This is a genomic window from Blautia sp. AM23-13AC, from assembly GCF_003435675.1.
In the GTDB taxonomy this organism is placed as follows: domain Bacteria; phylum Bacillota; class Clostridia; order Lachnospirales; family Lachnospiraceae; genus Fusicatenibacter; species Fusicatenibacter saccharivorans.
The window spans coordinates 218,898-232,169 of sequence record NZ_QTUL01000004.1; the positions used below are offsets into that span (position 1 = coordinate 218,898).

General features: G+C 50.5%; 15 protein-coding genes and 2 tRNA genes. All 17 read right to left on the bottom strand.

The genetic code is table 11. The features are described from left to right. Window positions 1–10: 10 nt before the first annotated feature. The 17 genes from DW642_RS07080 to DW642_RS07155 all read right to left on the bottom strand — a co-directional run bounded on the left by DW642_RS07080 (window position 11) and on the right by DW642_RS07155 (window position 13,240). Window positions 11–84: transfer RNA gene (locus DW642_RS07080), tRNA-Met, on the bottom strand. Window positions 85–117: 33 nt separating this feature from the next. After that, window positions 118–190, bottom strand: a tRNA-Val gene (locus DW642_RS07085). 84 nt (window positions 191–274) lie between these two features. Next, window positions 275–442, bottom strand: coding sequence for a hypothetical protein (locus tag DW642_RS15825; protein WP_158554991.1), 168 nt, complete (start codon window positions 440–442; stop codon window positions 275–277). A gap of 179 nt (window positions 443–621) precedes the next feature. Continuing rightward, window positions 622–1,893, bottom strand: a complete 1,272-nt coding sequence (gene purD, locus DW642_RS07095; RefSeq protein WP_117509727.1) for a phosphoribosylamine--glycine ligase — start codon at window positions 1,891–1,893, stop codon at window positions 622–624. A gap of 5 nt (window positions 1,894–1,898) precedes the next feature. Then, entirely contained in the window at window positions 1,899–2,525 is a 627-nt protein-coding gene (purN, locus tag DW642_RS07100) for a phosphoribosylglycinamide formyltransferase (protein WP_055221251.1), read from the bottom strand. Next, window positions 2,519–3,544, bottom strand: coding sequence for a phosphoribosylformylglycinamidine cyclo-ligase (gene purM / locus DW642_RS07105; RefSeq protein ID WP_117509728.1), 1,026 nt, complete (start codon window positions 3,542–3,544; stop codon window positions 2,519–2,521). The genes purN and purM overlap by 7 nt, the downstream gene beginning before the upstream one ends. A 25-nt stretch (window positions 3,545–3,569) precedes the next feature. Then, entirely contained in the window at window positions 3,570–4,076 is a 507-nt protein-coding gene (gene purE, locus DW642_RS07110) for a 5-(carboxyamino)imidazole ribonucleotide mutase (RefSeq protein ID WP_022462013.1), read from the bottom strand. A gap of 122 nt (window positions 4,077–4,198) precedes the next feature. Beyond that, window positions 4,199–6,220, bottom strand: coding sequence for an aminopeptidase (locus tag DW642_RS07115; RefSeq protein WP_117509729.1), 2,022 nt, complete (start codon window positions 6,218–6,220; stop codon window positions 4,199–4,201). A gap of 67 nt (window positions 6,221–6,287) precedes the next feature. After that, window positions 6,288–6,899: an HD domain-containing protein gene (locus DW642_RS07120; protein ID WP_055221257.1), complete on the bottom strand. Its 612-nt coding sequence runs from the start codon at window positions 6,897–6,899 to the stop codon at window positions 6,288–6,290. 66 nt (window positions 6,900–6,965) lie between these two features. Continuing rightward, window positions 6,966–7,283, bottom strand: coding sequence for a hypothetical protein (locus tag DW642_RS07125; RefSeq protein WP_055221259.1), 318 nt, complete (start codon window positions 7,281–7,283; stop codon window positions 6,966–6,968). Further along, window positions 7,264–7,740: a VanZ family protein gene (locus DW642_RS07130; RefSeq protein WP_055227152.1), complete on the bottom strand. Its 477-nt coding sequence runs from the start codon at window positions 7,738–7,740 to the stop codon at window positions 7,264–7,266. The genes DW642_RS07125 and DW642_RS07130 overlap by 20 nt, the downstream gene beginning before the upstream one ends. Window positions 7,741–7,824: 84 nt before the next feature. Further along, window positions 7,825–7,977, bottom strand: coding sequence for a hypothetical protein (locus DW642_RS15980; RefSeq protein WP_055221261.1), 153 nt, complete (start codon window positions 7,975–7,977; stop codon window positions 7,825–7,827). Between the two features lie 34 nt (window positions 7,978–8,011). Then, on the bottom strand, window positions 8,012–8,689 hold the full coding sequence (gene pyrE / locus DW642_RS07135; RefSeq protein ID WP_022462007.1) for an orotate phosphoribosyltransferase: 678 nt from the start codon (window positions 8,687–8,689) through the stop codon (window positions 8,012–8,014). Window positions 8,690–8,906: 217 nt separating this feature from the next. Further along, window positions 8,907–10,124, bottom strand: a complete 1,218-nt coding sequence (locus DW642_RS07140) for an iron-containing alcohol dehydrogenase (RefSeq protein ID WP_055227104.1) — start codon at window positions 10,122–10,124, stop codon at window positions 8,907–8,909. A gap of 274 nt (window positions 10,125–10,398) precedes the next feature. Continuing rightward, complete coding sequence (locus DW642_RS07145) at window positions 10,399–11,295, bottom strand: C40 family peptidase (protein ID WP_117509730.1); 897 nt, start codon at window positions 11,293–11,295, stop codon at window positions 10,399–10,401. Window positions 11,296–11,542: 247 nt separating this feature from the next. Further along, window positions 11,543–12,445, bottom strand: coding sequence for a dihydroorotate dehydrogenase (locus DW642_RS07150; RefSeq protein ID WP_022462000.1), 903 nt, complete (start codon window positions 12,443–12,445; stop codon window positions 11,543–11,545). A gap of 24 nt (window positions 12,446–12,469) precedes the next feature. Further along, window positions 12,470–13,240: a dihydroorotate dehydrogenase electron transfer subunit gene (locus DW642_RS07155; RefSeq protein WP_022461999.1), complete on the bottom strand. Its 771-nt coding sequence runs from the start codon at window positions 13,238–13,240 to the stop codon at window positions 12,470–12,472. Window positions 13,241–13,272 lie beyond the last annotated feature (32 nt).

The following is a 13,272-nucleotide window of genomic DNA, read 5'->3' on the forward strand; positions in this document are numbered from 1 at the left end:
GTTCCATAAGTAGCGAGAGGGGGATTTGAACCCTCGACACCGCGGGTATGAACCGCGTGCTCTAGCCAACTGAGCTATCTCGCCATATTCATTTTCAACACCGTTTTTCATAAAATATGGGGCCTATAGGGCTCGAACCTATGACCCTCTGCTTGTAAGGCAGATGCTCTCCCAGCTGAGCTAAGACCCCACATCAGTGTTTTGTCTGTCGGCTTTTTATCTGTATCACCAACCGACTTCGTTAGTATAGCATTCCACCCGCCAAATGTCAACACTAATTTTCAAATTTTTTCGATTTTTTCAACTTTTTCTCCCGCCACTCTTTCAGGTACTGCTCCTGTTCCAGATCTTCCCGTTCTTTCTCCCATCCTGCCGCCCGGCAGAGCGTCCATGCAAGCAGAAGAAATACGGCAAAAATCCCCGCCAGACAAACGATTCCCATCTTTTCCGACCGCCTTTCCTGTTCTGATTCTGCTAAAAAGCAAAGGATCTCCTTACTATTGTATCCGGAACGGCGGCGCTTTATTCCCTTTTCTGAATAAAAAGACAAAGCCGCCAGATTTCCCTTTCACCGGGATTCTGGCGGCTCCATTTTACTCAAAATTAAAATTCACATTCACGTTACGCTTCGTCAATCGCTTTTCCAATATCATGGCGGTAATATTTATTGTCAAAGTCAACCCATTCAACAGCCTTATATGCATTCGCACGTGCCTCTTTCAGGGTATCGCCAAGTGCTGTCACGCCGAGTACACGGCCTCCGTTCGTCACGATCTCGCCGTCCTTGAACTTCGTTCCGGCGTGGAAGCAGTAGTAGCCCTCATGCTCTTTGAACGTCTCGAGTCCGCGGATCGGGAATCCTTTTTCGTAGGAAACCGGATAACCGTTCGAAGCCAGTACGATGCAGACACACGCATTATCTGCAAACTGCAGGTCGATCTGGTCGAGAGTTCCGTCGATGCAGGCTTCAAATACATCAATGATGTCTGTCTTCATACGAGGAAGCACAACCTGTGCCTCCGGATCGCCGAAGCGGGCATTGTACTCGAGCACCTTCGGTCCGTCCGGTGTCAGCATCAGTCCGAAGAAGATAACTCCCTTAAACGGTCTTCCCTCGGCTGCCATCGCATCTACGGTCGGCTGATAGATATATTTCTTACAGAACTTATCCACTTCTTCGGTATAAAACGGACTCGGGGAGAAGTTGCCCATACCGCCGGTGTTCAGGCCGGTGTCGCCGTCTCCTGCTCTCTTGTGATCCTGTGCGGAACTCATCGTCTTGATCGTCTTTCCATCCACAAAGGAGAGAACGGAAACCTCACGCCCCGTCATAAACTCCTCGATGACCATCTCGTTTCCGGCACTGCCGAATTTCTTGTCGAGCATGATCGTCTTGACGCCCTCTTTTGCTTCCTCTAAGGTATTGCAGATCAGAACGCCTTTTCCAAGAGCCAGACCGTCGGCTTTCAGCACGATCGGGAATTTTGCAGTCTCGAGATATTTCTCTGCCGCTTCTGGATCGGAGAATGTCTCGTATGCCGCCGTCGGGATATGGTATTTTTTCATCAGGTCTTTGGAGAACGCTTTCGATCCTTCCAGTATTGCCGCATTCTTTCTTGGTCCGAATACGCGCAGTCCCTCTGCCTCAAACGCATCGACAACACCGCCGACCAGCGGATCATCCATGCCGATGACGGTCAGGTCAATCTCTTTTTCTTTCGCAAAAGCAACAAGCTTGTCAAACTCCATCGCTGCAATATCGACACACTCTGCGTACTCCGCAATTCCTGCGTTTCCAGGAGCGCAGTAAATCTTGTCTACCTTCGGGCTCTGCGCCACCTTCCAGGCAATCGCATGCTCTCTTCCGCCGCTTCCTACAATCAGTACTTTCATCGCTCTTACTCCTTTATCTTTACGTGTCCGTCTTCTACCGTTACTTTTCCGTTTGCAATCAGATCAATCGCACGCGGCATGATGACCCACTCGGCCTCTTCCATGACGCGCTGCTGCAGTGCCTTCGGTGTATCGCCCTCGTGCACTTCGACTGCCTTCTGCAGAATAATCGGGCCGGTGTCTGTTCCGCCGTCCACAAAATGAACCGTCGCTCCCGTCACTTTGACTCCGCGGGATAATACGCCCTCGTGCACTTTCAGTCCGTAATAGCCCGTTCCGCAGAACGACGGAATGAGGGACGGATGAATGTTGATGATCTTATTCGGATAAGCATCCACAATGCTCTGCGGGATCACAACCAGGCATCCTGCGAGCACAACGAGATCGACGTTGTACGACTGCAGTTTCGCCAGCAGTGCCTCGTTGAATGCTTCTCTCGATGCAAAGGTCTTCGGGGAAAGGCATACCGCATCAATCTCCTTCTTTTTCGCACGCTCCAGCGCATACGCTCCTGCATTGTTGCTGATGACAACAGAAACCTCCGCGTTTGTGATGATTCCCTCGTCAATCGCATCCAGAATCGCCTGCAGGTTCGTGCCGCCGCCGGAGACGAGAACTGCTAATCTTAGCATAACTGTACTCCTTTTTCTCCGTTTTCAATGTGGCCGATCACATATGGCGTATCTCCTGTGGAACGGATGGCTTTCATCGCTGCGTCTACATCTTCCGGATCAACAGCCAGTACCATACCGATACCCATGTTGAAGGTGTTGTACATCATCTGCTCGTCGATATTGCCTTTCTTTGCCATCAGATCAAAGATCGGCGGTACGGTGTAGCTGTCTTTCTGTACAACGGCTACGGTGTTGTCTTTGAGCATACGCGGAATGTTCTCGTAGAAGCCGCCTCCGGTGATGTGGCTGCATGCTTTTACGGTTACACCGGCATCTTTGATGGCACGGAGTGCTTTTACGTAGATACGGGTCGGTGCAAGCAGGGTCTCGCCGAGGGTTGCGCCGAGCTCATCATAGTATGTATTTAAAGAATCTTTTGTCATATCGAAAACTTTGCGGACAAGAGAAAATCCGTTGCTGTGAACGCCGGTGGAAGCCATGCCGATCAGTACGTCTCCGGATGCCAGATTTTCACCGGTAATCATGTCTTTCTTGTCACATACGCCGACAGCAAAACCTGCCAGATCGTACTCATCCTCCGGCATCAGGCCCGGATGCTCTGCGGTCTCACCGCCGATCAGTGCCGCATCGGACTGCAGACAGCCTTCTGCAACGCCTTTTACGATCGAAGCGATCTTCTCCGGATAGTTCTTTCCGCATGCGATGTAGTCGAGGAAGAACAGCGGTTCTCCGCCGGCACATGCGATATCGTTCACACACATGGCAACGGCATCAATGCCGATGGTGTCGTGTTTATCAAGAATCATGGCGAGCTTCACCTTGGTTCCGCATCCGTCTGTACCAGAAAGCAGCACCGGCTCTTCCATTTCTTTGATTTTTGCCAGGGAAAAAGCGCCTGAAAAACCGCCAAGGCCGCCTAATACCTCTGGGCGCATGGTTTTCTTTACATGCTCTTTCATTAATTCTACTGATTTGTATCCAGCTTCAATATCTACTCCTGCGTTCTTGTAATCCATGGTGAACCTCCCTTGTCCTTTGTTTTTATTTACTGTAGTTACGGTATCCTGTTTCCTGCAGTTTTGCGTCTTTTGCCTCAACCTGCTCTTTCATTTCCTGTGTATATGCTTTCAGTTTTGCAAGCAGTTCCGGATCGGAAGTTGCAAGAATCTTTGCTGCCAGGATTCCGGCATTGGCACCGCCATTGATGGCAACGGTTGCTACCGGAATGCCGCTCGGCATCTGTACGATGGAGTACAGGGAATCACGACCTCCAAGCGATGTGGTATGCATCGGAATTCCGATGACCGGCATTGGGAAAATAGCTGCGCACATACCCGGCAGATGAGCTGCCATACCTGCGCCTGCAATGATAACCTTGAAGCCTTTCTCCTCTGCGGTTTTTGCATATTCGAAAAATACATCCGGCTCGCGGTGTGCGGAGATGATTTTCATCTCGTACTCAATTCCAAATTTTTCCAGCATGTCGGCTGCTTTGCTCATTACCGGCATATCAGAGTCGCTGCCCATCACAATTCCTACTTTAGCCATGTTGTTCTCCTTTTCTGATTAACTGTTCTAAGCGTTATTCATTAGTTATGCTTATATTTATGTTTTAATCATTCAGTTCTGCTTATAATATACTAAGCAGGCGCAGAAATGTCAACCCATAATCAGCCAAAAGGTTCATTTAATTCTTCCGTTCCCGGCAGGACGAAGCGTCCGTCCTCAATGAGAGGGATCGTCGTTCCGTCTGCTTTTTCGACCGCAACCGACTGCAGTTCGCGGTACGGAATCGTGATGTCCGTGTGGCATCCGAAGTATGCTTTCGACGGATCTTCTTTCCGTTTTGCCGAAACCTCGTTCTCGCGCGCGATTACTTCTTTTCCGTCCGGGTTGTACATCGGGCTGTCCTCCGCCCAGGCGTAGCAGGTGTCGCCCATCGCAAAATGCGGGCCCATCTTCTCTGCGATCAGGATCGGCAGTTTTCCGGCGATGCCGTACTGCTCTGCCATCACGTACGCCGTCGTGTTCGTTCCGATGGCAAACTCACCGATCGGCAGCGTCCTGTGGTGATACAGCAGGTTTTCTTCTATATAAGTACGATTGTCCTCTTCTTTTTCGAAGTTTGCGCAGTCATACGCGGTGATCATGCCGTCAGTCAGCGTCAGGCAGAGATCGCGGTAATACAGCTCGTTCAGGTAGACTCCCGTCACATGGAGCACGCCTGTCGTGCCGGTAAGACTCGGGGAAGTAAAGACCTCTCCGACCGGAATATTGCAGTCGGCAACACAGTTCTCGAAATTCGTCTCTTTCGCAGGATCGTTCAGATGATGCAGCATCACGCGCAGATCCGTTCTGTTCTCTCCTTTTCCAAGCACATGCACGGAAACACCCTCGTCGAGCGCATCGATCAGGTACTGCTGGATGCGCTGGTATTTTTCGTAATCGAGCGTGTTGATCTTTACGATCTCACAAAAAATTTTTTCGTAGCGCGGATCGATCTCCGGCATCGGGTAGGCGATGATCGTGTAGCCGTACTCGTCATCCTTGATATAGCGGTTTACAATCTGGCCCGCCTCGTTCTGGAAACCGACACGGAGCTTTTGCTGGCGCTCGTTTAAGTGCAGTGCCTGTTTTTTATTTACTGGCTCAAACGGAACTTCGCCGAAGGTTTCCACCACGGCAGGGCCGGCATAGCCGCCCGCCAGTTCTTTGTACTCGTCGTATTTCACCTGCATCGCGCGGAGCCGTCTCTTCACGAGATCCTCGTTGAGATACAGCGCCTCATCGTTCCGGTGATCGTAGTCATACTGCTTATTCGCAGACGCACCGGCAACCCACGTTCTCCGCGCGCCGCGGGAAATCACCGGCTCGAGTCCCATCTCGCGGAACTGTAATATTGCCGCACGGATCATGCGCTCAAAACCGATGTGGAAGCGGATGCTGACTGTCTTCTTTTTCGACAGATCTTTTCGCGCCACGAGAAAGCACTTGCGGAAGCCTTCTGTGTAGGTGCGTGCCATCGCGTCGATTTCTTCCTGGCTGAACGTATTTAAAAAGCGGGCTGTACCCTTCTCATTTTCGGTGATATATTCGCCGTACTGGTACAGATACCGCAGATCCGTCAGATCAGATTCCATCACAATATCCTTCACAAAGTGCAGCGACGGGTCGACAATTTCGCGCACCTGGTATTCCTGGCGCTCCTCGGCGTAATCGCTCACATACCAGTAAATGCTCTCTTTTACATACTGCGCGGACGGCAGCGTCTCCTCCTCGAACATCGCATACAACTCGAGATACAGCTCCATCGCCGCAGTCAGCTCCAGCAGGCGGTCCTCATAGACCCAGACAACAGCATTTCCCAGCTCCCGGTACAGGCAGCAGAGGCTCCTTCCATGCGTTTCACCAAGTGCCCGCACGGCAAACGCCGGGTTTCCGTAGGAGGTCTCATACCGCTCCCCGATCACATCTTCATACGGCTCGCGGTTAAAAACAGCCAGCTCTTCCTCGGATGCTGTTTTTAGATATCCTTCTGCGATTCTGCTCCGGATCTGGTCCATTTTGCAGAGGTACTGTGCCATCTGTGCAAAAAAATCGCGGTACGGCTGCGGAACGCTTTTTTCCGCCGGAATCTGGCGGATCCGCTCAATTGCAAGCGCATACCGCTCGTTTAATAATTCATCCGTCATAAAAAAATCCCTTTCTGTTTCTCTTTAACTGTTACGAGGGGCAGATCTGCCCCTCATTCTTCTTAACTTATTCCTGTTTTTCTTCCCGGTCGTCAATAATTTTTCCATCCCGGATACTCTGTTCGAGAATCTCTTCCATATAACTCCAGATCTCCTCGGAGCCGGTCGCCGTCTTCTCGTTTCGTTTTAACGGCTGGGAAATCCGCACATTGTGGCGGGTCCAGTCTTTTCCATCGTTCTCATGATTTAAAAGCAGCGGCTGGAAATTGTCCATCACATGGGCAAAGCGCGCTTCCGGTGTCTCATACGCTTCGAACTCGAGCCAGAGATCCATCAGCATTTTTCCCTGATCCTCCGGCAGCAGGCCATAGATGCGCTCGGCCGCTTTGTGTTCTCTCTCGTCTTTTGTTTTGTTTGCCTCCGCGTCGTACGCATACGTGTCGCCTGCATCAATCTCCACAAGGTCGTGGATCAGCAGCATGAGCATCGTTCTGCCGATGTCGATTTTCTCATTCGAATATTCCTGCAGCAGAAATGCCATCACCGCCATGTGCCATGCGTGCTCCGCGTCGTCCTCCTGGCGCGAATAGCCGCGGATGTGCGTCTGGCGCAGGATCTGTTTTTCTTTATCAATCTCCAGAATAAAATTCAGCTGTTTTTCAAAACGTTCGCGATCCATCTTTTTCCCCTTTTCTTTTAGATGTACTCCCGGAGTCTTTCTGTGCTTGATTTTACGAGAGTACATTTATCTCACACCGATCAGAAACAGTGCCAGCCATGCGACCAGCATGCCGCCGCTCGTAATCGAGCCGAGAACCGACATTCTGTGGCTGACCTGTTCTTCTTTAAAGCTCTTCATTCCCACATAGAAGCCGTATCCCGACAGAAGGAATGAGAACAGTCCCGCTGCTCCGAGAAAAATGCCTCCGTTTCCGCGGAATGCAAACGATACGATCGAAGCCAGCAGAAACAGAAAGACCGAAGCACCTGCCATATAGAGAGCTTCCTTTCCGCCTTCCGACGGCTTCCGGACAAAATTATAATTATACTTCTTCCTCGCCATATTTCCATCTCCTGAATTTATTGCAGATCAGGAATGCGCCGCAGCCGATCATGGCTCCAAGCGTATTCAGGATCAGATCATCTACATCAAAGCAGCCCACCTTCGTGATGAGCTGAATCGTCTCCACGCAGAGGCTGAACATAAAGCCAAGAAGCGATACTTTCCAGAAACTCTCCATTTTTTTGTGCATCACCGGAACGATAAAACCGAACGGCAGAAAACCGATCACATTGCCCGCCAGATTTAAAAATGCGGCAAGGAATCCCACCTTTTCGCGGTAAATCCAGAACCGTCTGATTTCCTGAAACGGCACCAGATTGTAACGGTAATCCAGTTCAAAAAAGTTCCTTCTCCCGTATTCTTCTGCAAAAAACAGAAAATAAACGAGCGCAAGAAGATACACCAGAAATAAAATCCGTCCCACAACGCGGATTCTGGCTTTCGTCTCCTGCTTCATCTTCGTTTCCCCTTTCTGCGTGGTATCAGAAACGCCGGAATACCTCTTCGGCGCATGCGCTTCCAAAATATTCCGGCATTTTTCTTAAAACATAATTTCCCCGCGTCGTTTCAGCAGGCCTGCTCCGCTTACGATCATCAGGACACCGGTTGCTACCCCTACCACAACCAGTACTGCGCCCATGGCGATATTTCCGCCGCCGACACGTCCCATGGTTTTATAGATTTTTTCATTCATCGTGCAAAACTCCTTTTTTCAAGTGTACCACGTCTTATTTGACACCGTACTCCTCATAATAAGCATCAATGGCAGCCTTCATCTTGTCATCGATCTGGATTTTGCCCTGGCATGGACGGTTGTACAGATAGGTGATGACATCCTCCATGGTTACAATGGCATTTGCCGGGAAGCCATAGGTTTCCTGGATTTCCTCAAGTGCGCTCTTGTCGCCTTTTCCGCGCTCCATACGGTTTAAGGATACCATCAGACCTTTGATCTCCACATTGCCCTGTGCCTGGATGATCGGGAACGTCTCCTCGATGGATTTTCCGGAGGTGGTAACATCCTCGATGATGACAACGCGGTCGCCGTCTTTAATTTTGCTTCCAAGCAGCAGTCCTGCATCTCCGCCGTGGTCTTTTGCTTCTTTCCGGTTGGAGCAGTAACGTACTTCCACACCGTAGAGATCATGAATCGCAATGGCGGTTACAACGCTGAGCGGGATTCCTTTGTAGGCCGGTCCAAACAGAACGTCGAAATCCAGTCCATAATTGTCATGGATTGCTTTTGCATAATACTCGCCGAGACGTTTTAACTGGCTTCCGGTTACGTAAGCGCCCGCATTCATGAAGAACGGGGATTTTCTTCCGCTTTTCAGAGTAAACTCTCCAAATTTTAATACCTGGCTCTCGACCATGAACTCGATAAACTCCTGCTTGTACTGTTCCATCTTTTTTCCTCCATATTTTCAGGGGAAGGCATCTTTTTTCGCAATGCCGCCCGTTTTTACTTCTATTCTTTTCTATACTACCATAAACGCCTCTGTTTTTCCAGTCCAGACACAGGATTTCGCATAAAAAACATAAAATCCACACAAATAAATTTCATTCTCTGACGCAAAAAATCCCTCCGCCCAGAGAACGGAGGGATTTCGATATGTTTTCTTTTTAGAAATCTACTTCTGTATCATAGTAGCAGCATTTCAGCAGTTTTTCCATCTCTTCAACAGATGGCTGTCTCGGGTTGGATCCGGTGCAGGCATCGGCGATGGCATTTACAGCGATGTCGTGCAGTCTCTCCAGGAATACGTCTTCCGGAACGAAGCCCTGCTCGGTCGGATAGCTGTCTTTTCCGTAGTTCTTGATGCAGTGCGGAATGTTCAGTTTGTCGTTCATGCCGCGCAGATAGTCAATGAGGAGTTTTACTTTCTCTTCCGTTGTCTCGCCGCCAAGTTTCATCTCGTCAGCGATCACTGCATAACGTTTTGCTGCAGTCTCGTCTTTTGCGTTGAACGCGATAACCTTCGGCAGGTACATAGCGTTTGCTGCGCCGTGGATCAGGTGAGCGCCGTAATCAGCGAATGCTGCGCCTGTTTTATGTGCCATGGAGTGAACAATACCAAGAAGTGCATTGGAGAATGCCATACCAGCGAGGCACTGTGCGTTGTGCATGCTGTCACGTTTTGCCATATCTCCGTTGTAGGAATCTACCAGGTCTGCCTGAATCATCTTGATTGCATACAGTGCCAGCGGATCGGTGAAGTCACAGTTCGCGGTGGAAACGTATGCCTCGATTGCATGGGTCATAGCGTCCATACCGGTGTGAGCAACTAACTTTTGCGGCATCGTCTCTGCCAGATCCGGATCTACGATTGCAACGTCCGGCGTGATTTCGAAGTCTGCCAGCGGGTATTTGATACCTTTTTCATAGTCTGTGATAACTGCGAACGCGGTTACCTCGGTTGCTGTTCCGGATGTAGAAGAAATTGCACAGAAATGAGCTTTTCTGCGGAGTTTCGGCATTCCGAATACCTTGCACATTTCTTCGAAGGTGATGTCTGGATACTCGTATTTGATCCACATTGCTTTTGCTGCGTCGATCGGAGATCCGCCGCCCATTGCTACGATCCAGTCCGGCTGGAACTCTTCCATCGCTTTTGCTCCGCGCATAACAGTCTCGACTGACGGGTCAGACTCGATTCCCTCAAAAAGCTGTACTTCCATGCCGGCTTCTTTCAGGTAGTCTACTGCGCGATCCAGGAAACCGAAACGTTTCATGGAGCCGCCGCCTACACAGACGATTGCACGTTTTCCTTCGAATGTTTTCAGTGCCTCTAAAGCACCCTTTCCGTGGTATAAATCTCTTGGTAATGTAAATCTTGCCATTGTTCAGAACCCCTTTCTTGTTTTGCTTCTGATGGACAGCTCCGGCAGATCAGATCAGCAGAATTTCTGTTTTTCCTACTCTCTGTTTGAGCCGCCTTTTGTCTTTTGTTTTCGACTTTGTTATTATTATAACAAACTTTTTCAGGGATTTCCAATACAAAAATGATATTTCCTGATGTCAATTATATATGTCTTATTTACTCCCGTGCCGCCCGCGATGCCTGTTTTTCACGGTACATCGCTCTTTTCCTCCAGCTTTCCGCTTCCAGATATTTCACGAAAAAACACTCCCAACCACTTTCAGCGCCTCCGCCAGATCCTTCCGAAAATCCTCATCCCCTCTCCGCAGACTATTCACCCTGCACCCAAACACCCTCTCATGCCCCGTACAGTGCAGATACCTGCCGTCCCCCAGATACATCCCCACATGCCCCCTCCAGAACAGCAGATCCCCGGCCTTCGCCCGTTCCTCCACCAGACACATCTCCTCCCCTTCTCTCCAGATCGCTTTCATCGGATACCCTTCCCTGATATCCGAATCCCGCCAAATCAAAACCCCATTCATCAAATACACCATAAACACCACACCCGAACAGTCAATCCCATCCGCCGCCTTCCCGCCCCATCGGTACTGGCATCCAAGATACCCCTTCGCACACTCCACAACCTTCCTCCGAAACTTCTCTTCCGACCACCCCTTCGGAATCCCCTGCTCCACAAAAAACCTCTCTTCCGATTTTCCCCACAAAAACCGATCCGAATCCAGTCTTTTTCTTAATGCCACCTCCGGCACAAACCCACTGATCTCATTCGCCAGCTTCACCCTGCAATACCCATTCTCCGTCTCCTCCATTTTCTCCACAAAACACCCCCGTCCCAGCGTCTCCAACATCCGCGCCTGCACCCGCGCTCCTCTCATCACATCCGCAAACCCGCGTGTCACCACATACGTATTCCCTGCCTTTTCCCTCTCCTCCATCCACTCCCTGCTTTTCTCCTCAATCAAATTCCTCTCCATCCACCCCCGATACCCATAATGCGTCCAAACCTCAATCCACTCCCCCTCATCTTCCCACATCACGCTCCATCCAAAAAACACCTCATCCACCACATCAACCCCATTCTCCTCATACAAAAACGCCCGCTTCACTTTAATGATCCCATACTTCATCTCACATACCACCTTCCATTTTCTATATACTATGCACCCACCACAACACTCTCACGCCGATCCGCCCCCGGCGGATCCAGACCTACTTCGTTTCAGCTCCACACAACCAGACCTCACTGGAATTTGCGCCTGCCGTGTGGCGGGCATAGAAAAAGAGGGCGGAACTGTGCCCATTCTGAGCCACAGTTCCGCCCTCTTTTTCTCGCCCGCCGCACCGCAGATGCGAAGCCGCTCGAGGCCGTCCGTCTTATCTCACCGCCCCGATCAGCGAATTAATATCGTCAACCTTATGCCTTCTCATATACTCTTCGATACCGCGAACCGTTTCAACAGTCGCATACGGATTAAAGAAATTCGCCGTCCCAATCGAAACCGCCGTAGCCCCCGCCAGAATAAACTCCAGCGCATCCTCCGCCGACGCAATACCGCCCATACCAATAATCGGCACTTTCACTGCCTGCGCCACCTGATACACCATCCGCACCGCAATCGGCTTCACCGCCGGCCCCGACATACCGCCAGTCTTATTCGCAATCGCAAACTTCTGCCGTTCAATATCAATCTTCATCCCAGTAAGCGTATTGATCAGCGACAGCACATCCGCCCCGCCGGCTTCCGCAGCCCGCGCCATCTCCGTAATATCCGTCACATTCGGGCTCAATTTCATAATAATCGGCTGCTTCGCATATTTTTTAACTTCTCTGGTGATCGCCTCCACCGCCTTCGGATCCTGTCCAAACGCAATACCGCCCTCCTTCACATTCGGGCACGAAATATTAATCTCCAGCAGATCCACCGGCTCCGAAGTCAATCGCTCCACAACCTCACAGTAATCCTCCGTCGTCCGTCCACACACATTCACCACAATCTTCGTGTCAAACTGTTTCAAAAACGGAATATCCCTCTCACAGAACACATCAATACCAGGATTCTGCAGTCCGATCGCATTCAGCATTCCGCCGTAAACCTCCGCAATACGCGGCGTCGGATTCCCCGGCCACGGCACATTCGCAACACCCTTCGTCACAACCGCGCCAAGCTCCTTCAAATCCACAAACTCACTGTACTCCGCGCCGGAGCCAAACGTACCAGATGCCGTCATAACCGGATTCTTCAGTTCCACACCCGCCAGATTCACACTTGTCTTCATCGCTTTTTCTCCTCCTCGCGTCACTTACAGCTCAATTTCCGTACTTAAAAAGACAGGTCCGTCCTTGCAGATCCGCTTGTTGTGCACATGTGAATGACCATCCACCTCAGTCGACTGGCAGACACACGCAAGACATGCGCCAACGCCGCACGCCATCTTCTCTTCCATCGAAATCCAGCATGGAATTCCCTTTTCCAGACCGTACGCCTTAATCGCACGCAGCATCGGAGCCGGACCGCAGGCAAAAATTACATCTGCTTCCAGATGATCCTCGCGCACCGCATCCATCACATTGCCCTTCACACCGGCACTTCCGTCCTCCGTTGCAATATGAAGATCGCCTGCCGCAGCAAACTCCTCATTTAAGAACAACTCATCGCGGTAACCACAGCAGATGATCGTGTCCGTTCCAAGATCCTTCGCCGTCTGCAGCATCGGCGGAACACCGATACCGCCGCCCATCAGCATCACACGTTTTCCCTTACCTTCCTCGATCGGGAATCCATTTCCAAGCGGCCCTAAAATATCAACCTCATCCCCCGCTTTCAGATGCGAAAACTCCTCCGTTCCTGCACCTGCCACACGGTAGACAATCCGAAGTCTTCCTCCCTCTCGGTCGATCTCACAAAGAGAAATCGGACGCGGCAGAAGACGGCTGCCGTCCTTCGAAAACAGAGAAATAAACTGGCCGGCCTTCGCCTCTTTTGCAATCACTTTCGTGGAAATCCACATGCTGTAAATTCCTTTTGCAATGCACTCCTGACTTTCCACGGTACAGCATTCCTTGATTTTCATAAGCTGAACACTCCTTTTATTTTCTTGAATCG